Origin of the sequence: Nonomuraea sp. NPDC052129, from assembly GCF_040680095.1 — a bacterium.
Taxonomy (GTDB): Bacteria; Actinomycetota; Actinomycetes; order Streptosporangiales; family Streptosporangiaceae; genus Nonomuraea.
On sequence record NZ_JBFAVX010000018.1, the window covers coordinates 106,729 to 125,820 of the forward strand.

The 19,092-nt window shown below is 70.6% G+C and carries 18 protein-coding genes; 7 read left to right on the forward strand and 11 right to left on the reverse strand.

What is annotated here, in order from left to right; genetic code table 11:
- Positions 1-146: 146 nt before the first annotated feature.
- The gene (locus AB0L53_RS33510; protein WP_364002500.1) at positions 147-836 is read right to left on the reverse strand and encodes a class I SAM-dependent methyltransferase; all 690 of its coding nucleotides are present in this window, start codon (positions 834-836) and stop codon (positions 147-149) included.
- Between the two features lie 63 nt (positions 837-899).
- Between AB0L53_RS33510 and AB0L53_RS33515 the strand changes: the two genes are divergently transcribed.
- The 3 genes from AB0L53_RS33515 (at position 900) to AB0L53_RS33525 (ending at position 3,092) form a co-directional block, all read left to right on the forward strand.
- A complete protein-coding gene (locus AB0L53_RS33515) occupies positions 900-1,352 on the forward strand; it encodes a hypothetical protein (RefSeq protein WP_364002503.1) in 453 nt (150 codons plus the stop codon).
- A complete protein-coding gene (locus AB0L53_RS33520) occupies positions 1,349-1,939 on the forward strand; it encodes a TetR family transcriptional regulator (protein WP_364002506.1) in 591 nt (196 codons plus the stop codon). Before AB0L53_RS33515 ends, AB0L53_RS33520 begins: the two co-directional genes overlap by 4 nt.
- Positions 1,940-2,675: 736 nt before the next feature.
- The gene (locus AB0L53_RS33525; RefSeq protein ID WP_364002508.1) at positions 2,676-3,092 is read left to right on the forward strand and encodes a hypothetical protein; all 417 of its coding nucleotides are present in this window, start codon (positions 2,676-2,678) and stop codon (positions 3,090-3,092) included.
- Positions 3,093-3,205: 113 nt separating this feature from the next.
- Here AB0L53_RS33525 and AB0L53_RS33530 read toward each other — a convergent pair whose 3' ends face one another.
- Together AB0L53_RS33530 and AB0L53_RS33535 are read right to left on the reverse strand one after the other, a co-directional pair.
- A complete protein-coding gene (locus AB0L53_RS33530; protein ID WP_364002511.1) occupies positions 3,206-4,207 on the reverse strand; it encodes a phosphotransferase family protein in 1,002 nt (333 codons plus the stop codon).
- Positions 4,204-5,394 carry an acyl-CoA dehydrogenase family protein gene (locus AB0L53_RS33535; RefSeq protein WP_364002514.1) on the reverse strand — a complete coding sequence of 397 codons (1,191 nt, stop codon included), beginning with the start codon at positions 5,392-5,394 and terminating at the stop codon, positions 4,204-4,206. The genes AB0L53_RS33530 and AB0L53_RS33535 overlap by 4 nt, the downstream gene beginning before the upstream one ends.
- Before the next feature lie 52 nt (positions 5,395-5,446).
- Here AB0L53_RS33535 and AB0L53_RS33540 point away from each other — a divergent pair, with 52 nt between their 5' ends.
- Entirely contained in the window at positions 5,447-5,788 is a 342-nt protein-coding gene (locus AB0L53_RS33540; RefSeq protein ID WP_364002517.1) for a DUF6285 domain-containing protein, read from the forward strand.
- 66 nt (positions 5,789-5,854) lie between these two features.
- On the opposite strand, the gene mctP (AB0L53_RS33545) is transcribed toward AB0L53_RS33540, so the two are convergent.
- The 5 genes from mctP (AB0L53_RS33545) to AB0L53_RS33565 form a co-directional block, all read right to left on the reverse strand.
- Positions 5,855-7,465, reverse strand: a complete 1,611-nt coding sequence (gene mctP / locus AB0L53_RS33545; protein ID WP_364002520.1) for a monocarboxylate uptake permease MctP — start codon at positions 7,463-7,465, stop codon at positions 5,855-5,857.
- Complete coding sequence (locus AB0L53_RS33550) at positions 7,462-7,671, reverse strand: DUF3311 domain-containing protein (protein WP_358439938.1); 210 nt, start codon at positions 7,669-7,671, stop codon at positions 7,462-7,464. Before AB0L53_RS33550 ends, mctP (AB0L53_RS33545) begins: the two co-directional genes overlap by 4 nt.
- A gap of 133 nt (positions 7,672-7,804) precedes the next feature.
- Positions 7,805-9,415, reverse strand: a complete 1,611-nt coding sequence (gene mctP, locus AB0L53_RS33555; protein ID WP_364002524.1) for a monocarboxylate uptake permease MctP — start codon at positions 9,413-9,415, stop codon at positions 7,805-7,807.
- On the reverse strand, positions 9,412-9,618 hold the full coding sequence (locus AB0L53_RS33560) for a DUF3311 domain-containing protein (protein ID WP_358542951.1): 207 nt from the start codon (positions 9,616-9,618) through the stop codon (positions 9,412-9,414). The genes mctP (AB0L53_RS33555) and AB0L53_RS33560 overlap by 4 nt, the downstream gene beginning before the upstream one ends.
- Before the next feature lie 131 nt (positions 9,619-9,749).
- Entirely contained in the window at positions 9,750-10,298 is a 549-nt protein-coding gene (locus AB0L53_RS33565) for a VOC family protein (protein ID WP_358542953.1), read from the reverse strand.
- Positions 10,299-10,375: 77 nt separating this feature from the next.
- On the opposite strand from AB0L53_RS33565, the gene AB0L53_RS33570 reads away from it, so the two are divergent.
- Positions 10,376-11,266, forward strand: a complete 891-nt coding sequence (locus AB0L53_RS33570) for an SDR family oxidoreductase (protein WP_364002528.1) — start codon at positions 10,376-10,378, stop codon at positions 11,264-11,266.
- 83 nt (positions 11,267-11,349) lie between these two features.
- On the opposite strand, the gene AB0L53_RS33575 is transcribed toward AB0L53_RS33570, so the two are convergent.
- From AB0L53_RS33575 to AB0L53_RS33585, 3 genes are all read right to left on the reverse strand, one after another.
- On the reverse strand, positions 11,350-12,291 hold the full coding sequence (locus AB0L53_RS33575; RefSeq protein WP_364002531.1) for a WYL domain-containing protein: 942 nt from the start codon (positions 12,289-12,291) through the stop codon (positions 11,350-11,352).
- Positions 12,273-13,856 (reverse strand): CocE/NonD family hydrolase, encoded by a 1,584-nt coding sequence (locus AB0L53_RS33580; protein WP_364002534.1) that lies wholly within the window; start codon positions 13,854-13,856, stop codon positions 12,273-12,275. The genes AB0L53_RS33575 and AB0L53_RS33580 overlap by 19 nt, the downstream gene beginning before the upstream one ends.
- A 63-nt stretch (positions 13,857-13,919) precedes the next feature.
- Complete coding sequence (locus AB0L53_RS33585; protein WP_364002537.1) at positions 13,920-15,368, reverse strand: glycosyltransferase family 39 protein; 1,449 nt, start codon at positions 15,366-15,368, stop codon at positions 13,920-13,922.
- Positions 15,369-15,662: 294 nt separating this feature from the next.
- On the opposite strand from AB0L53_RS33585, the gene AB0L53_RS33590 reads away from it, so the two are divergent.
- Both AB0L53_RS33590 and AB0L53_RS33595 read left to right on the forward strand, forming a co-directional pair.
- Positions 15,663-17,792: an anthranilate synthase component I gene (locus tag AB0L53_RS33590; RefSeq protein WP_364002540.1), complete on the forward strand. Its 2,130-nt coding sequence runs from the start codon at positions 15,663-15,665 to the stop codon at positions 17,790-17,792.
- 147 nt (positions 17,793-17,939) lie between these two features.
- A complete protein-coding gene (locus AB0L53_RS33595; RefSeq protein WP_364002542.1) occupies positions 17,940-19,088 on the forward strand; it encodes an amidohydrolase family protein in 1,149 nt (382 codons plus the stop codon).
- Positions 19,089-19,092 lie beyond the last annotated feature (4 nt).

Genomic DNA, 19,092 nt, shown 5'->3' on the forward strand with positions numbered 1-19,092 from the left:
CTTTTAACGTTGACTCGCGCATAATTGCCTGATCGGCTGAGAGAATTTGCCGGACATTTGATGGATTTCACGATTCTGACCAACAACGAAGACACTGCCATCGACGGCCGCGGGCGGGTCGCGGCGCGTCCGATGTCAACGCGCGGCTACGGGAGGCCGGGGACGGCGAGTGCCCAGCTGCGGTCCTCGGTGAGGAAGCGGTCCAGGCGGAGCCCGCACTCGGCCAGGGCCGCGCGCAGGTCGTCGTCCGTCAGCCGCCGGGACGTGAACGACTGGGTCCACACCCGATCCCGGTGCGTATAGCGCATCGTCGCGTTGAACAGGCCAGGCCCGGCCTCCTCCAGGGCGGCCAGCGTGACCGTGATGTCGCCGTCCGTCCTGACCCGGCCGGGCCGCCTGGCGTCGTGCGTCTCGGGCGGCGTCCACTCGATCAGCACCGCCCCGCCGGGCGCCACGTGCCGGGCGCAGGCCGACAGCAGCGCCCGCCGGTCGTCCTCGTCGGCCGTGTTCACCAGGTAGGAGCCCAGCGTGACCGCGTCGAACCGCCGCTCCAGCCGCAGATCCTGCGCCCGACTCTGTACGGTCCGCGCCCCCCGTACGTGGGCCAGCATCTCGGCCGACTCGTCCACGGCCACCACCTCGAAGCCGTGCTCCAGCAGGGCGTGCGTCACCCGGCCGACGCCCGCGCCCAGCTCCAGGACGGAGCCGCCAGGCGGCGCCACCCCCGCGACCAGTTCCGCCTCGCCGCGGGGTTTCAGCAGCGTGTAGAACTCGACGGGAGAGCCGTCAGGGGTGATCGAGCCGGGTCCGGTGCCGGAGCGGGGGATGATCGCCATGCCTTCGAATCTAACTCCGGGCGAGCGCACATGGGATCCCGTTCTCGCGGGGACGAAGCTGCTGTGTCCCCTCAGGTGCGTCATCTGATCGGCGCGGTGGCCGGGTCGGCCGCGCTGCCCCTCGTCTACTACCTGACCGAGGCGGGCGCCAGGGCCCTGCGAGCGGCGTACGCCGCCTTCCGGCCCGCGCCCGCCGGGCTCGGCTACCTGGCGGCCGTGGCGGCCATCGTGGTGCTGCTGGCCGCCTGGTCGTGGCTGTCGCCGCTGGCCGCGCTGGCCTGCGGGCTGCCGCTGACCGCCGCGGCCGCGCTGTTCGCGTTCGACCTCGACGTCGCGCTCGATCTGGCGGGCCGGCTGCCGAGCTTCGCGGTGCCCACCGGCCAGCCGGTGGGCGCCCTGGCCGGTGAGCCGCCGGGCGCCCTGGCCGGGGTGACGGGCCTGTACGCCGTCATCGGCGTCCTGCTGGTGCTGTCGGCGCTGCTGCCGCGCAGGCGGCGATCTATCCTGGGCGAATGAGCGGACGGGACCCGGATCGGCGCAAGGCGCTGCTGGACGCGGCGGACCGGGTCATCCTGCGCGAGGGCCCTGAGGCGTCCATGGCCGCGATCGCCGCCGAGGCCGGGATCACCAAGCCGATCCTCTACCGCCACTTCGGCGACAAGAGTGGCCTCTACGAGGCGCTGGCCGACCGCCACGTGCGCAAGGTCATCGCCCAGTTGCGGCCAGGGTTCGCCGAAGCAGCCTCCGACCTGCGTGGCCGGGCCAGGACGACGATCACCGTCTACCTGGACCTGATCTCGGCCAACCGCAATCTCTACCGGTTCCTGTTCCACCGGGCCAGCGCCGAGGACACCCGGATGCGCTCCCACATGACCGCGCTCGTGCGCAGCCTGGGCGAGGAGCTGGGTGGGGTGCTGACCGCCGGGCGGGTGGTGCCGGAGCCCGTACGCGCCCAGGTGCTCGGTCACGCGTTCGTCGGCATGGTGCAGACCACCGGCGACTGGTGGCTGGAGCATCCGGAGGTGGACCGGGCGGAGGTCGTCGAGGGACTGGTGGACGTGATCGTCGCGGCCGTCAGTCACCGAAGCGGGAGAGCGTCTTGAATTCCCTGTAGTTCCCTGAAGGAATCAGGCAACTCGGACGGGCGTGGCCTGGCCTGGGCCGCCCCGGTGCTTGGCGAGCATGAGCACGGGGGTGGCTTTGGCGTGGTGGAAGCCGGTCCGGTGGTGAGAATTCCTGACATGTCCTGTCCTGTCCTGTCCGGTGCGGCTGGGGCCGGGCAATGCTTAAGCACCGACGTGCCGTCCCCGCACCGGGGGCAGTATCGGGAGGTGCCGCGGGCTGGGACGGTGACCACGGCGATGGCGCTCTTGGCGGCCAGGTGCCGGATCGCCTCGACGATCTGCCCGCGTACCTGCCCCGACGGGCGTGTGTTCGCTTGGCGGCCAGGTGCTCACGCTCGGCCCGCAGTCGGTGCAGCTTGGCCGACACACCGCTCGCATCGTAGAGCAGCGGCCGCCCATCGCCGATCACCCGGCCGCCGGAGATCACCCGCCCATCGGCCACAAGACGTCCCACCACACCGGTCAGCAGCCCGTTGACGCCCCAGTCGAAGCCGCACCCGATCACATGACCGGTAGCGGGTACGAAGCCGATCAGGATCTGGAACGGCAGATCGACGCGCACCCGACCCTTGGTCACCCGCAAGGTGGGGGCGCACAACCTCGCCTCCGGCGGCACGGTCGGCGGCAAGACGACAGGCAGCACATGCCAGGCCCAGTCCCTGGCGGACGCGGGCGATTCGACCAGGGGAAGCCGCACCCGCAGCCGGGCGCTGCGGTGGCCGACGCGCTCCAGGGTGAGCAGTTGCCGGTCGGCCGCCGCCAGCACCACCTGCGCCGCAACGTTCGGCGGCTCCTCCAGTTCGGTCAGATCTGCCGGGAAGACCCCACACTCGCCGCCGCCTCCGAAGACGCGACCGAATCCGTGCCCCAGACCACGTTCCACCGGCACAACACGGACTACGAGCCCATAGCAGAACCCGAGGTTCTCATAGCGAATATGAGGAACGGTTCATACCCTCCCATGCCGCCGGGCGTAGTTGAGCGCCCACCCGAACACCCCGAGTGCGGCGGCAAGATAGACGGCGTTGAGCCCCATGGGATCCCGATCAGCCCGAGCGACCAGCCGAGCAGGAGCAGGATGCCCATGAACGGCACCAGCCCCACGCCCAGGCTCGTCACCCCGAACCCGTAGAGCACCAAGGCGAGACCCGCCATCACGGCGACCGCGAAGACCACCTTGCCCAGGGAGAACAGCATACGATCAACGGCAACGGGTTTTCGGCCGAGGGGCAGTGGCACGGGTTCTCAGCCGAGCAGCCGCAGCAGGTCCCACTCGTTCTCGCACACCCGGCGCCCGATCGCGGCCAGCTCGACCGAACGCGCGCCGCCGCGCAGGTGGCGCATCGTCTGCATCACGCAGATGACGCCCCACTTGAGCACGCCGAACGTCTCCCACCAGCGCAGCGCGTCCCGGTCGACGGGCTGCCCGCCGGCCTTCTCGTACGCGCTCACCAGGTCGTCATAACCACCGAAACCGCCCACCGGCAGCGGCGAGCCGAACCGCCACGCCTTCACACACAGCCAGCCGAGGTCCTCGACCGGGTCGCCCGCGTGGGCCAGCTCCCAGTCGAGCACCGCCCGGATCCCCTCGGGCCCGACGATCAGGTTGCCGTTGCGGAAGTCGCCGTGCACCACGGTCGGCCGCGCCGCCGCCGGCCGGGTCGCCGCCAGCCGCCGGAAGGCCAGCTCGAACACCGGATGCGGCTCCCCGATCTGATCGAGTACATCCCGCCACCGCCGCAGCGGATCGTCGGCCATGGGAACAGGCACGGGAACAGGGGGGAGCGCCGACAGCGGCATCCGGTGGATCGCCGCGAGCGCCTCGCCGCACTGGGCGGCCAGCCGCGGCCGGGCCGCCGCGTACGCCTCGTCACGCAGGATCCTGCGCGGGATCGTCTCGCCCGCCACCCGCGTCATGAGGATGTACGGCTCACCGGCCGCCACTGTCCGCGGCACCGGCACCCCGGCCCCACCGGCCGCCACGACCCGCGGCACCGGCACTGCGGCCTCGGCGGCGGCCCGCATCAGCGTGGCCTCGCTCGCCAGGCTGCCACCGGCCTCCAGGGCGGCGCCGGGGGAGTCGAGGCGCAGGATCAGTTCGTGCCGTTCGTCCCCGTCGAGCACGTCGAGCGCCCACGTCTCACGCGAGGCTCCGCCGGGAAGCCGCGCGCTGAAGGGCACCGACGCGCCGGGCCCGAAGACCTCGCGGACGATCGAGTGGACGATCGAATGGACCGGCTCCGTCATCGCAGCCCGAACTCCCAGTTCCCGCCCGCCGCGTAGGCGCCGAGTATCCGCCGTCCCACGGAGTCGATGTGCACCTCGTCGGGGCCGTCGTAGATCCGCCCGGCCCTGGCGTGCCGGTACATCCGGTCCAGCGGGGTGTCCGGAGTCAGCCCCGCCGCGCCGTACACCTGGATGGCCCGGTCGATCACGTTGTGCAGCATGCGCGAGCCCACCACCTTGATCGCGCCGATCTCGACCCGGGCTTCGGAGCCGGCGTCGATGGCCCGCGCGGCGTCGAGCGTGAGCAGCCGCGCGGCCTGGATCTCGGTGTAGGAGTCGAACACGTGTTGCCGCATGAGCTGCTTGGCGGCCAGCGGCTCGCCGAACGCGCTCCTCTCGCGCAGCCGGCGGCACATCAGGTCGAAGGCCCGCTGCGCCTGGCCGAGCCAGCGCATGCAGTGGAAGATCCGTCCGGGTCCCAGGCGCCGCTGCGCGATCACGAACCCGTCGCCGCGCTCCCCCAGGAGGTTCGAGGCGGGCACCCGGACGTTGTCGTAGCGGACCTCGCAGTGCGCGCCGTCCAGCCCCAGGACCGGCGTCTCGCGGATGATGTCGTAGCCCGGCGTGTCGGTCGGCACGAGGATCATGGAGAAGGACCGGTGCGGGGCCGCGCCGTCCTCCGTCCGGCACATCACGGTGGTGTACGCGGCCCGGGACGCGCCGGTCGTGAACCACTTGTGCCCGTTGATCACCCATTCGCCCCCGTCGAGGACCGCGGCCGTCCTGAGCTGCGTCGGGTCGCTGCTCGACACGGACGGCTCGGTCATCGCGAAGCTCGGTGAGATGTCGCCGCGCACCAACGGGTCGAGGTAGCGTTCCCGCTGCTCGGCCGAGGCGTGCTCGTGCAGCATCAGCGAGTCCTGCAGCGTGTACGTCCCCAGCGCGATCTGCCCGAACTCACTGCGCCCCTGCACCTCGTTGACGTAGACGTAGTCGAGGAAGGGCAGCCCGCCCCCGCCCAGCTCACGCGGGTGACCGAGGGCCCACAGACCCTCCTTCTTGGCCTCCGCCCGCAGTTCGTCGAGCGCCGCCCCGGCGGCCGGCCCGCCCTGGTGGAGCACGTTCTCGGCGGGCTCGACCCGCTCGGTCATGAACGCGTGGACGGCATCGCGGATGGGACGGACGCTGTCTGGGACGGCGAAGCTCATGACAGGATCACAACCGATAATCGTTGCCCGGTCAACGGATAAGGAGTCCCTTATGGCGGCCCCGCATGACGTCCCCTCGGCGGCCCACCTGGTGGCGGCCGTCCGCGGCTTCCTGGCCGACGACGTGCTGCCCGCGGTCGAGGGCCGGGTGCGCTTCCACACCCGGGTGGCGATCAACGTGCTCGGCATGGTCGAGCGGGAGATCGAGCTCGGCCCCGGCCACACGGAGGAGCACGGGCGGCGGCTGGCCGGGCTGGGCGTGAGCGACGACGCGGAGCTGGCGGCGGCCGTCCGCGAGGGCCGCTTCGACGACTCGGCTCTGGTCGAGGCGCTCAGGGATGCCGTACGGGCCAAGCTGGAGGTGGCCAACCCCGGATATCTCGGCGACGGCTAGCCGATCTTGACCGGCTGACGGCCGGTTCCCGGTTGGGAACCGGCCGTCAACCGGCGGGGAAGGCGATCAGTGCGACGACGCCAGGTCCAGGTCCTTGACCTTGGGGTCGCCCTCGTCGGCGAAGTAGTCCTCGCGCGAGGTCGCGTCCGGCCCGTCGGCCACCTTCATGGCCCGGAACACCAGCGTGCCGAGCGCCGCCACGATCAGGTTCACGGCCAGCGCCAGGAAGCCCGCGTAGATCGTCATCTTGGTGTCGATCCCGAGGTTGGCCAGCCCGAACGCCGACCCGCCGAAGTGCGCCTTGCCGTTGGCCGGGTTCGGGACCATGTACAGCATCCAGATGCCCGCGCCCATCCCGGCGATCCAGCCGGCGATCAGGCCGCCCTTGTGGAACCAGCGGGTGTAGAGGCCCAGCCCCACCGACGGCAGCGTCTGCAGGATGATCACGCCGCCGATGAGCTGCAGGTCGATGGAGAACTGCGGGTCGAGCAGCAGGATGCACAGCACCGCGCCCACCTTGACCACCAGGGAGACCAGCTTGGAGACCTTGGCCTCCTGCGCGTCCGTGGCGTCCTTGCGCAGGTATTCGCGGTAGATGTTGCGGGTGAACAGGTTGGCCGCCGCGATCGACATGATGGCCGCCGGGACGAGCGCGCCGATGCCGACGGCGGCGTAGGCGACGCCCGCGAACCAGTCGGGGAACATCTGGTCGAACAGCGCCGGGATGATCGTGTTGGTGTCCGGCTTGCCGTTGGCGCCCATGACCGGCTTGGTGCCCGCCGCGATCGCCATGAAGCCGAGCAGCGCGATCAGGCCGAGCAGGAAGCTGTAGGCGGGCAGCGCCGCCATGTTCCGCTTGATGACGCCGCGGTTCTTGGAGGCCAGCACGCCGGTGAGGCTGTGCGGGTAGAGGAAGAGCGCCAGCGCCGAGCCGAAGGCCAGCGTGATGTACTGGAGCTGGTTGTTGGCGTTGAGGGTGATCCCGTCGCCGGGCGCCGGGCTCGCGTCGAACTTGGCCTTGGCCGCGTCGAAGATCGACCCCCAGCCGCCCAGCTTGGCCGGGATGTAGATGACCGCCGCCAGGATCACGATGTAGATCAGCGTGTCCTTGACGAAGGCGATCAGCGCCGGCGCCCGCAGCCCCGACTGGTAGGTGTAGGCCGCCAGGATGGCGAAGGCGATGATGATCGGCAGGTGCCCGGTGATGCCCATCGTCTTCAGCACGGCCTCGATGCCGACGAGCTGCAGGGCGATGTACGGCATGGTCGCCACCAGGCCGGTGATCGCGATGATCAGCGCCAGCGTCGGCGACCCGAACCGGGCCCGGACGAAGTCGGCCGGGGTGACGAACCCGTGCACGTGCGACACCGACCACATCCGGGCCAGCACCAGGAACACCAGCGGGTAGACCACCACCGTGTACGGCAGGGCGTAGAAGCCCAGCGCCCCGGCCCCGAACACCAGCGCGGGTACGGCCACGAAGGTGTAGGCGGTGTAGAGGTCGCCGCCGACCAGGAACCAGGTGATCCAGGAGCCGAAGTTCCGGCCGCCCAGCCCCCACTCGTGCAGGCTCTCGATGTTCTCGGGCCGCCGCCATTTGGCCGCCACGAAGCCCATGACGCTCACCGCGAGGAACAGCACCGCGAAGACGACCAGTTCGGTCACATTGGCGTTCACTTGGTCATCCTGTACACGATCGTGGTGCAGCCGACGCCGACGATGATGAAGGCGATCTGCAGCCAGTAGAACAGCGGGAAGCCGAGCAGCCGGGGCTCGTCGGCGTTGAACAGGAAGGTCAGCAGCGGCAGCACGATGGGCAGCACCAGCAGCCAGTTCCAAGGGCTGCGGTCACTGCGTGCCCGCTCGGGTTCCCCGGTTGTCATCGACCCCTCCGAAGCATGGATCAGGAGCCGGTCTACGCTCTTAACCGGCTCCTGACATCTCGTCAATGGGAGGAGATTAGCTTTTCCAGGGGATTAATCCCAATGTCGGCTGGGTTACGGTTTGGCCTAAATGTCACGTCGAGCCGGCCAGGTCGAGGTCCTTGATGCGCGGGTCTCCCTCGTCGGCCGTGTAGTGCTCGGGGGCGGTGCCGTCGGGGCCGTCGGCGACCTTGAGCGCACGGAACAGCAGCGTGCCGAGCAGCGCCACGATCAGGTTCACGGCCAGCGCCAGGAAGCCCGCGTAGATCGTCATCTTGGTGTCGAGGCCCAGCTTGGACAGCGCGAACGCCGACCCGCCGAAGTGCTCGTGCTTGGTGGCCGGGTTGGCGACGTTGTAGAGCATGAGGATGCCGGCGCCCATCCCGGCGACCCAGCCCGCGATCAGCCCGCCCTTGTGGAACCAGCGGGTGAACAGGCCGATGGCGACCGACGGCAGCGTCTGCAGGATGATCACGCCACCGATGAGCTGCAGGTCGATGGAGAACTGCGGGTCGATGAACAGGATGAACAGCACCGCGCCGACCTTCACCACCAGCGAGGTGACCTTGCTGACCCCGGCCTCCTGGGCGTCGGTCGGATCGCGGTTGATGTACTCGCGGTAGATGTTGCGGGTGAACAGGTTGGCCGCCGCGATCGACATGATGGCCGCCGGGACGAGCGCGCCGATGCCGACGGCCGCGAACGCGACGCCCGCGAACCAGTCGGGGAACATCTGGTCGAACAGCTGCGGCACGACGGTGTTGACGTCGGTGCCGATCGGCTTGATCTTCGCCGAGATCGCCATGTACCCGAGCAGCGCGATGAGCGCCAGCAGCAGGCTGTAGGCGGGCAGCGCCGACATGTTCCGCTTGATCACGTCGCGGTTGCGCGAGGCCAGCACGCCGGTGACGCTGTGCGGGTAGAGGAACAGCGCCAGCGCCGAGCCCAGCGCCAGCGTGACGTACTGGAGCTGGTTGTTGGCGTTGAGCAGGGTCCCGTCGCCGGGCGCCGGGGTCGCGGCGAACTTGGCCGTGGCGTCGCCGAAGATCTGGCTCCAGCCGCCCAGCCGGGCCGGGATGTAGATGATCGCGACGAGGATGACCAGGTAGATGAGGATGTCCTTGACGAAGGCGATGAGCGCGGGCGCCCGCAGCCCTGACTGGTAGGTGTAGGCCGCCAGGATCACGAACGCGATGATCAGCGGCAGGTCGGTGAGCAACCCGCTGCCGGACACGCCCATCGTCTTCAGCACGGCCTCGATGCCGACCAGCTGCAGCGCGATGTACGGCATGGTCGCCACGATCCCGGTGATGGCCACCAGCAGCGCCAGCGTGGGCGAGCCGAACCGTACCCGCACGAAGTCGGCCGGCGTGACCAGGCTGTGCACGTGCGACACCGACCACAGCCGGATCATGATGAGGAACACGATCGGGTAGGTGATCACCGTGTACGGCACCGCGAAGAACCCCGCGGCGCCCGCCCCGAACAGCAGCGCGGGCACGGCCACGAAGGTGTAGGCGGTGTAGAGGTCACCGCCGATGAGGAACCAGGTGATCCACGCCCCGAAGTTGCGCCCGCCCAGCCCCCACTCGTTGAGGCTGGCCAGGTCGGTGGGCCGGCGCCACCGGGCGGCGACGAAGCCCATGCCGCTGACCACCAGGAACAGGACGGTGAAGACGATGATCTCGGTCAGGTGCTCGCTCACCGCTGCCTCCGCTTGGTCATCTGGTAGACCAGCGTGGTCGTGATCACGCCGAGGGCGATGAAGGCGATCTGCAGCCAGTAGAACAGCGGGAAGCCCAGCAGCCGGGGCTCGTCGGAGTTGTACAGGAACGTCAGCAGGGGGATGGCGATGGGGAGGAGCAGCAGCCAGTTCCAGGGGCTGCGGTCACTCTTGTCATCGGGCAAGGCGGTCTCCTAGGGGAGATGCGGCTCTTGCCCTCGCAGACTAGTGAGGTGATTATTTCGGTCAGGTCACCGATCGACGAGTGGTCGGCTCCCCGCGACGAACGGTCGCTTCCACGATGGGGTCCGGCCGCTCAGACGGTCCGCTCGGCGGCGGTCCTCGGCTCGTGCCGTACGTCACCGGGCTGCCCGACCGGCCGGGTCCAGGCGGCGAACTCCACCAGCACCCCGTCGGGGTCCTTGAAGTAGATCGACCGGACGAACACGCCCTCGTGCATCTCCGGCGCCACGCCGAACTCGCTGTCGTCGTGGTTGAGCAGCACGCCCACATCGATGCCCTTGGCCAGCAGCCGTTCGCGGTATTCCTCGATCCGCTCGGGCGGCACGTCGAAGGCGATGTGGTTCATCGACCCGACGGCCGACAGCAGCTCGCCCCGATCGGGCAGGTGGCGCGGCGCCGACACGCCGGGCACGCCCTCGGGCGCGTCGGGGAACCAGAAGAAGGCCAGCGCGTTGCCGCCGCCGCAGTCGAAGAAGAAGTGCTGCCCCCAGCCCATCGGCAGCTCGATCGTCTTGATCAGTGGCATGCCGAGCACGCCGGAGTAGAAGTCCACGGTCTGCTTCATGTCCGAGCAGACCAGGGCGACGTGGTTGACCCCGCGTAACTCGAATTCGCTGTTCATAGTAACTATCTACTTATCACAGGGGTCCCACGGAAAACATGACAGGAGATGTCCTCTTTCCGGGCGAGCATGGACCCATGATTGCTCTGGTGGCGGGCGCGACCCGCGGTACGGGACGAGGAATAGCGGTTCAGCTGGGCGCGGCCGGCGCGACCGTCTACTGCACCGGCAGATCGACGCGGGAAAGCCGCTCGGAGTTGAACCGGCCCGAGACCATCGAGGAGACGGCCGAGCTGGTCACGCGGGCGGGCGGCACCGGCATCGCGGTGCGGGTGGACCACCTGGACCCGGCGCAGGTCCAGGCGCTGGCCGAGCGGATCGAGCGCGAGCAGGGGCGGCTCGACGTGCTGGTCAACGACGTGTGGGGCGGCGAGCCGCTGTACGAGTGGGACACGCCGGTGTGGAAGCACGATCTGGACAACGGGCTGCGCCTGCTCAGGCTGGCGATCGACACCCATCTGATCACCAGCCATCACCTGCTGCCGCTGCTGATCCGCCACCCGGGCGGGCTGGTGGTCGAGGTGACCGACGGCACCACGGGCTACAACGACACCCACTACCGGGTCTCGCCGTACTACGACCTGGCCAAGGTGTCGGTGAACCGGCTGGCCTTCAGCCAGGCGCACGACCTGGAGCCGTATGGCGGCACGACGGTGGCGCTCACCCCTGGGTTCCTGCGCTCGGAGGCCATGCTGGAGCTGTTCGGCGTCACCGAGGAGACCTGGCGCGAGGCGGCGCCCGACCCCGCGTGGGCGGTGTCGGAGACCCCGGCCTACGTGGGCCGCGCGGTCGCCGCCCTGGCCACCGACCCGGACAAGCGGCGCTGGTCGGGCCGGTCGGTCTCCAGCGGCGAGCTGGCCCAGGTGTACGGGTTCACGGACGTGGACGGCAGCAGACCGGACGTGTGGCGCTTCATCACCGAGGTCCGGGAGGCCGGTAAGGAGGCCGACCCGGAGGACTACCGGTAGAGAGCCGCCCGCCGGTAAGGACTACCGGTAGAGAGCCGCCCGCCGGTAAGGGCTACCGGTAGAGAGCCGCCCGCCGGTAAGGGCTACCGGTAGAGGGCCGCAAGCCGGGCCGCCGCCCCGGCCACCAGGGCGCGCAGCTCCGGTGGTTCGAGCACCTCCGCCTCCGGCCCGAAGCGCAACACCTGGCCGTAGGCCACCTGGACCGACTCCACCCCCAGCCGGACCGTGCCGTCGGGCTGGAGCGAGGCCAGCGCGTCGGGCAGGGCGGCCGGGTCGGCGATGTGGCGCAGCAGGCGCACGCCCGCCTCGCTCAGCCGCAGCGTGATGGTCTCGCGCAGCAGCGAGCGGGTGAACGCCGCCGACTGCCCGGCCCAGAAGGCCGCCAGGTCGAACCCCGGGTCACGCTCGAAGACCCGGCCCAGCACGTCGATCTCCCCGAACCGGTCCACCCGGTAGATCAGGAACCGCTCGCCGCTCCTGGCCGCCAGATACCACGCGCCGGCCTTGAGCACGAGCCCGTACGGCTCCACTGTCCGCTCCGCGCCCTTGTACCGGGCCGTCACGGCGAGGTCCCGCCAGACGGCCCTGGCCAGCGGCGCGAGCGCGGCCGGGGGCGGGGAGTCGCCGGCGAACCAGCCGGGCGCGTCCAGGTGGAAGCGCTGCGCCGCCGTCGCGGGCGCGTCGCGCACGCCCGGTGACAGCGCCGCGGCGGCCTTCAGCCGGGCCGTCGCGGCCACCTCCTCCAGCCCCATCTCGCGCAGCGCCGCGGGCACCCCCGACAGGAACAGCGCCTCCGCCTCGGCCCGGTCGAGCCCGGTCAGCCGGGTACGGTAGCCGTCCAGCAGTCGGTAGCCGCCGCCGCGCCCCCGATCGGCGTAGACCGGCACCCCCGACTCCGACAGCGCGAGCACGTCGCGGTGGATGGTCCGCTCGGACACCTCCAGCTCCCCGGCCAGCTCCGCGGCCGTCATCCCGCCGCGCCCCTGCAGCAGCAGGAGCAGCGACATCAACCGCGCGGCGCGCACAGCGGCAGGATCATGGCCGAGGGATGCTCGGGGGAGTGGAACACCTCGACGTCGGCGGGCACCATCTTCCCGCCCAGCCCGAGCGACTGGCCGGTGCCCGGATTGCGGGCGATCGTCGGGTAAGCCCCGGCGGCGACGTGCACCCGGATCCGGTGGTCGCGGGCGAACCGGTGCCCGACCGGCCACAGGTCCACCAGCACCCGCCGGATGTCATCGGCCGCCGAGTCGGGACCCAGGCGCCGCACACCCTCGCACACGTTGAGCGAGCGGCCGTCCGGATGCACGTCGCAGACACGCACGACCACGTCCACGTGCGGCGTGCTCGACCTGACGAACAGCTCGGCGCCGACCGGCCCGATCAGCTCCACGTCCGACTCCAGCGCGGCGGAGCTGTAGACCAGCACGTCGCGCCGCGCCTCCAGCCGCCGCTGGTCCCTCGGCCTGGAATCGGCCAGCAGCACCGGGCCGCCGAGCACCGGCGTCGGATGGTCCGGGTGGTAGCGGAAACGGTCGGGCTCGTCCTCCTGCGGGAGCTCGGTGCCGAGCCCGAAGCCGTGCTGCAGATGCCACCGCTCCGGCCGCATCTCAGGCACCGGCCAGTCGGGGTAGTCGCGCCACTCCTCGGCCCCCGTCACGTACAGCCGCACCGGATCGGGGCGCAGCCCGGACGGATCGTCCAGCAGATGCGCGCGGAACCAGGCCAGCGCGTCGGCCATGGCCGGCCGCCCGTGCCGGCGGTCCACGTGGTACCAGGGCCCGATCGTCAGGTACGGCCGCCGCCCGGCCGCCCGCATCGCCTGGTAGTCCTTGAGCTGCCACGGCAGGAACACGTCGTACCAGCCGCCCAGCATGGTAACGGCCGCCTCCACCTCGCCGACCTTCGGGGAGAAGTCACGCTTGTCCCAGTACGGCACCGCCGGGTCGGCATGGTGCTCCAGGAGGTTCTGGAAGAAGGGCAGTGGCCGCCCGGCCGACACCTGGTCCAGTTCGGCCACCGGCCGCCCGGACAGGACCGCCCGGCGGGTGAGCCGGGGCGCCGTCAGCATCGCCGTACCTCCGAAGGGGCGGGACATGGCGTCGGTCAGCGTCGTCCAGCTCAGCGCGGACTCCAGGGCGAACGCCCCGCCCACGTAGGCGGCGTCCCTGAACTGCGAGGCGGTGATCTGCGTGGCCATGGCCTTCAGCTCCGGCCCGGCCTCGGCCGCGATGGCCCACTGCGCGTAGCCGAGATAGGAGGGGCCGAACATCGCGAACGAATCGCCGTACCAGGGCTGGGCGCGCATCCAGGCGACGGTGGCCAGGCCGTCGTCGTGCTCGTCGCCGAGGGGGTCCAGCGTCCCGCCCGAGCCGAAACCGCCCCGGCAGCTCTGGATCACCACCTGGAAGCCGCGCCGGGCGAAGCCCCGGCCGCACATCCAGCCGAACAGGCCGCGCCGGCCGTACGGGGAGCGGATCAGGATCACCGGCGCCCGGTCCCCCCTGACCGGCGCGTAATGGTCGGCCAGAAGGGTCACGCCGTCGGGCATCGGAATGGGAAGGTCACGCCGGACCCGCACACGTCGCATTACCTACCAGTAACAGATGCCCCCGGGGTCCGGTAGCCCGGGGGCACCCCAACGGCCGGGGCGTCAGTCGAAGTGCTGGTAGCGGGGCCAGGCCACGCTCCACGGCTGCTTGAGCCCCCGGCACAGGAAGATGCCCATGCCCTGCAGTTCGTTGTCGACGCCGACGCCGTTGTCGACGCGGTCCTTCTGCTCGCACTTGTCGTACTGGAAGTCCATGCCGCGTGGGCCGATGTTCACCATGACCGCGACGGTGGCGTTCTCGGGCGGTGGACCGTACTCGTGGAGCTGGTTCTGGCCGCTGTAGACGCGCGGGACCCCGGCGCGCACGAGCGCGCCGTGCTCGCCGTAGCTGCCGGTCATGACGATGGCCCGCGCCTGGTCCTCCGGAGGCAGCGCGCGCAGCACGTTCTGGACCTTGGCCGCGAACTGCGGCCAGCCGATGGACTCGCGCACGACCTCGTCGATCGCCGGCACCGGGGTGGCGGCCAGGCTGGCGGCCGGGATGAGCGGCAGCGCGATCACGGCCGACACCAGGCCGTTCACCACGAGGGACCCGGCGGCCAGGCGTACCTTGCCCAGACCCGCCGCCTCCACGCTCACGCAGCCCGCCGCGAACAGCAGCAGGATCAGGCCGGCCGTGTAGTCGAAGCGCCCGCCGCTGATCAGCGTCGCCACGGCCGCGGCGGGATAGGCGACGGCCAGCGCCCGCACCCGCCGGTCCCGCCACAGGCGCACCCAGCCGAACGCGCCGATGATCGTCACGACCGGCCCGAACAGCGTGAGCTGCATGGGCACGAACAGCGCCCGCAGCTCGCCGCCCCGCTCCGAGCTCAGCGCCGCCGCCATCTTGAGCTGCGGCCAGTCGTGCGTGGCCTGATAGAGCAGGTTCGGTACGGCCAGCGCCGCCGCGATCAGCGCGCCACCCCACAGCCAGGGGCTGGCCAGGACCCGGCGCGGCCCCACGGCCACCAGCCCGACCGCGAGTCCCAGCAGCAGCATGACGATCAGGTGCTTGTTGTAGGTCGCCAGCCCGGCGATCACGCCGACGGCCGGCCACCACCGTGGCTGCTCGCGCATGAGCGCCTTGGTCATGAACAGGATGGCCGCCGCCCAGAACGGCAGGTCGAAGCTGAGCGTCAGCAGCGTGTGCCCGGCGATGAAGGTGTAGGCGCCGGTGGCCGTGCCGAGCGCGGCCAGGATCTGCGCGACGCCACGGCCGCCCAGCTCGCGGGTGATGAGCGTGACGAGCACGACGAGGATCGCCGCGGCCAGCGCGGGCAGCACCCTGATCCCGAAGAGCGTGTCGCCGAACACGGCGATCGACAGCTTGGCCGCCATCGGCGCGAACGCGGGCTGATCGACGTACCCCCAGGCGGGGTGCTCGGACAGCACACGGAAGTACATCTCATCGCGGTGATATCCGTAGCTCCCACTGAGCAGCAGCAGCACCGCGAACAACAAGATCGAGATCAACGTGACCGAGCGCCACGCTAGTAACGGGGGGCGTTCCATGATTGCTAAAGTTAGCCGTTCGTCAGAACTCCCGTCAGGAGTTGCGCACCCCTATTTGCCGGGCGTTTCGCCCATCTGGGGGCGTCTCGGCGCGGGCGCGTTGCGTGATCATCGCGAGCCGGTTACGCTTGCCACATGCGAATCTCGTTGCAGCTTCAGTGGTGGCGCCGCTAGTAGGCGGCGCGTGATTCGCATTCCTCAACGGACGGCCGCCCCGGAAGGCGGCCTTTCTCGTGTCCGCCCCCGGGGCATCAGTGTCGGTGTTCGATCATCGGTTTTCGACAAGGGGCAGCAGTGGAGACGAGCGGATATACCACCGCCGGGGGCATCGGCGTCGAGCGCGAGGTACGCCAGGTGCCTGAGGAAGCGCTCGAAGAGATCGTGACGGCGCTCGGAGAGAGACGCGGCGGCGCCTTCTCCTCCGGGATGGACTACCCGGGCCGCTACAGCCGATGGGCCTTCGGCTACGTCGACCCGTGCCTGGAGCTGGTCGCCAGGGGCCGCCACATCTCCGCCAGGGCGCTCAACGCCCGCGGCAGGGTCGTGCTGCCCGCCGTGGTCTCCTGCCTGCTGGCCGCCGGCAAGCCCGTCGAGGAGCCGACCGCCGACCACGTCGAGGTCTACGTGCCCGAGTCGGGCGACCTGCTCACCGAGGAGATGCGCAGCCGCCGGCCCACCGTGTTCACCGCGATCCGCGAGGTCATCGCCGCCTTCCGGGGCGACGACCCGCACCTGGGCCTCTACGGCTCCTTCGGCTACGACCTGGCCTTCCAGTTCGAGCCGATCAGGCAGGAGCTCGTCCGCCCCGACGACCAGCGTGACCTGGTGCTGCACCTGCCCGACAGGCTGGTGGTGATCGACCGCCAGCGCGAGACCAGCGTCGAATACCGCTACGAGTTCACCGTCGACGGCGCCACCACCCGCGGCCTGGAGCGCACCGGCGAGTCCGTGCCCCTCACCGAGCCCGCCGAGGTGCCCGCCGACCCCAAGAGAGGCACATACGCCAAGGTCGTGGCCGCGGCCAAGGAGAAGTTCAAGCGCGGCGACCTGTTCGAGGTCGTGCCCGGCCAGGTCTTCCACGCTCCCTGCACCGACCCGTCGGCCTTCTTCCGCGGCCTGCGGCACAGCAACCCGGCGCCCTACGAGTTCATCATCAGCCTGGGCGAGGGCGAGCACCTCGTCGGCGCCTCGCCCGAGATGTACGTCCGGGTGAGCGGCGACCGCGTCGAGACCTGCCCCATCTCCGGCACGATCGCTCGCGGCAGCAACCCGATCGAGGACGCCGAGGCCATCCGCACTCTCCTGACCAGCGTCAAGGAGGAGTCGGAGCTGACCATGTGCACCGATGTCGACCGCAACGACAAGTCGCGCATCTGCGTGCCCGGCTCCGTCCGGGTCATCGGCCGCCGCCAGATCGAGCTCTACTCCCGGCTGATCCACACCGTCGACCACATCGAGGGCCGGCTGCGGCCGGAGTTCGACGCCCTCGACGCCTTCCTGACCCACATGTGGGCCGTCACGGTCACCGGCGCGCCCAAGACCTGGGCCATGCAGTTCATCGAGGACCACGAGGCCACCACCCGCAGGTGGTACGGCGGCGCCATCGGCTTCATCGGCTTCGACGGCTCCATGAACACCGGCCTGACCCTGCGCACCGCCCAGATCAAGAACGGCCTGGCGACCGTCAGGGCCGGCGCCACGCTGCTGTTCGACTCCGACCCCGAGGCCGAGGAGCGCGAGACCGAGCTCAAGGCCAGCGCCCTGCTCGGCGCCCTGGCCGCGGTCAACCAGCCGCACGCCAAGCCGGTCGTCCCGGTTCGCGAGCAGCCCGGCCAGGGCATGAAGGTGCTGCTCGTCGACCACGAGGACTCCTTCGTCAACACCCTGGCCGACTACTTCCGCCAGGAGGGCGCCGACGTCGTCACGCTGCGCCACGGCTTCCCCTCGGCCATGCTCGACGACATCGCGCCCGACCTCGTCGTCCTGTCGCCGGGCCCCGGCTGGCCGTCCGACTTCGGCATGTCGGCGCTCATCGATGAGATCTACGCCCGTGACCTGCCGGTCTTCGGTGTCTGCCTCGGCCTGCAGGCGATGGTCGAGCACGCGGGCGGCTCGCTGGAGCTGCTCGACTACCCCGAGCACGGCAAGCGCGGCCAGGTCACCCGGCTGGGCGGCGGCGACGCGCTGCTCGACGGGCTGCCGGAGGAGTTCGTCGCGGCCCGCTACCACTCCCTGCACGCCAAGCGGGTCGGCGTGGTCGGCTTCACCCCGACCGCGCTGACGCCCGACGGCAACGTCATGGCGATCGAGGACACCGAGCGGCGCCGCTTCGCCGTGCAGTTCCACCCGGAGTCCATCCTCACCGCCGAGGGCGGCGCGGGCGCGCGTGTCATCGCCAACGTGCTCCGCCTCGCCCGCCGGTGAGGGCCGGGTCTGGGGCGGTTTCACACGTGCGGACCGGAGCATTCGCACGTGCGGTCCGGAGCGCGCTTTCACACGTGAGGATCTAGCGCGTCTTTCGGGTAGGTAAAACGGCCGCGGGAGCGTGCGGAGGCCACCTAGAGTCTCCGCATGCTCCCCGTAGATCTTCCCGATACGGTGCGTGACGCCCTCCTCGCCCCGCTCGTCGACCACCACTGTCACGGGGTGCGCCGCGACGACCTGTCCAGAGCCCAGTTCGAGCTGCTGATCAACGAGGGCGGCTGCCCCGCGCCGCCGGGCACCACCCACTTCGACACGCCGATCGGCGCGGCCATCCGCCGCTGGTGCGCACCCGTGCTCGGTCTGGAACCGCACGCGCCGCCCGCCGTCTACCTGGCGCGCCGGGCCGACCTCGGCGCCGACGAGGTCAACCGGCTGCTGCTGCGGGCCGCCGGGGTCGGGGCGCTCCTGGTCGACACCGGCATGGAGGGCGCCGAACTGCTGACGGCCGCCGAACTGGCCCGCCACGGCGACGCGAGCGCGAACGAGGTCGTCGGCATCGAGCAGATCGAGCAGGACGTCGTGGAGATGGCCGAGACGGCCCTCGACTACATGGACAGCCTGGCCGAGGAGCTCACCGCCAGGGCCGCCAGAGCCATAGGCATGGCGACGGTCATCGGTCACCGGTGCGGCCTCGACTTCGACCCGTCGAGGCCGAGCAGGGGCTCGGTCATCGCGGCGGCCAACCGCCGGCTGTCCGACCCCAAGGAGCCGCTGACCGACCCGATCCTGCTGCGCCACCTGCTGTGGATCGCGGTCGACGTGGCCAGGGACCGCGGCCTGCCCCTGCAGTTCCACGCCGGATTCGGTGATCCGTCCTACTCTGGTTTGCATCGCACCGACCCGGCGCGGATGACCACGTTCGTCAGGGCGCTGCAGCCGGCCGGCGTACCGGTGGTGCTGCTGCACGGCTACCCGTTCCACCGCCAGGCCGTCTACCTGGCCGGCGTCTTCCCGCACGTCTACGTCGACGTCGGCCTCGCGCTGACCCACAGCGCCGCCGGGTCGGCGCGGATCATGGACGAGCTGCTGGAGCTGGCGCCCTTCCACAAGCTGCTCTTCGGCTCCGGCTGCCACGGCGTGGCCGAGACCGGCCACCTGGGCACCCTCTACTTCCGCCGAACCCTGGCCGCCGCGCTGAAGTCACGGCTCGACGCGGGGGAGTGGAGCGCCGCCGACGCGGCCAGGGTGGCCCACATGATCGGCTCCGGCAATGCCCGCCGGGTCTATCGCCTCTGAACTC

Coding starts and splice junctions, on each gene's coding strand:
- AB0L53_RS33530 (WP_364002511.1), bottom strand. CDS start 4,207: ATGACGGAGCCGGTCCATTCGATCGTCCACTCGATCGTCCGCGAGGTC.
- AB0L53_RS33520 (WP_364002506.1), top strand. CDS start 1,349: ATGAGCGGACGGGACCCGGATCGGCGCAAGGCGCTGCTGGACGCGGCG.
- AB0L53_RS33535 (WP_364002514.1), bottom strand. CDS start 5,394: ATGAGCTTCGCCGTCCCAGACAGCGTCCGTCCCATCCGCGATGCCGTC.
- AB0L53_RS33540 (WP_364002517.1), top strand. CDS start 5,447: ATGGCGGCCCCGCATGACGTCCCCTCGGCGGCCCACCTGGTGGCGGCC.
- AB0L53_RS33585 (WP_364002537.1), bottom strand. CDS start 15,368: ATGGAACGCCCCCCGTTACTAGCGTGGCGCTCGGTCACGTTGATCTCG.
- AB0L53_RS33510 (WP_364002500.1), bottom strand. CDS start 836: ATGGCGATCATCCCCCGCTCCGGCACCGGACCCGGCTCGATCACCCCT.
- AB0L53_RS33595 (WP_364002542.1), top strand. CDS start 17,940: ATGCTCCCCGTAGATCTTCCCGATACGGTGCGTGACGCCCTCCTCGCC.
- AB0L53_RS33550 (WP_358439938.1), bottom strand. CDS start 7,671: ATGACAACCGGGGAACCCGAGCGGGCACGCAGTGACCGCAGCCCTTGG.
- AB0L53_RS33570 (WP_364002528.1), top strand. CDS start 10,376: ATGATTGCTCTGGTGGCGGGCGCGACCCGCGGTACGGGACGAGGAATA.
- AB0L53_RS33580 (WP_364002534.1), bottom strand. CDS start 13,856: ATGCGACGTGTGCGGGTCCGGCGTGACCTTCCCATTCCGATGCCCGAC.
- AB0L53_RS33565 (WP_358542953.1), bottom strand. CDS start 10,298: ATGAACAGCGAATTCGAGTTACGCGGGGTCAACCACGTCGCCCTGGTC.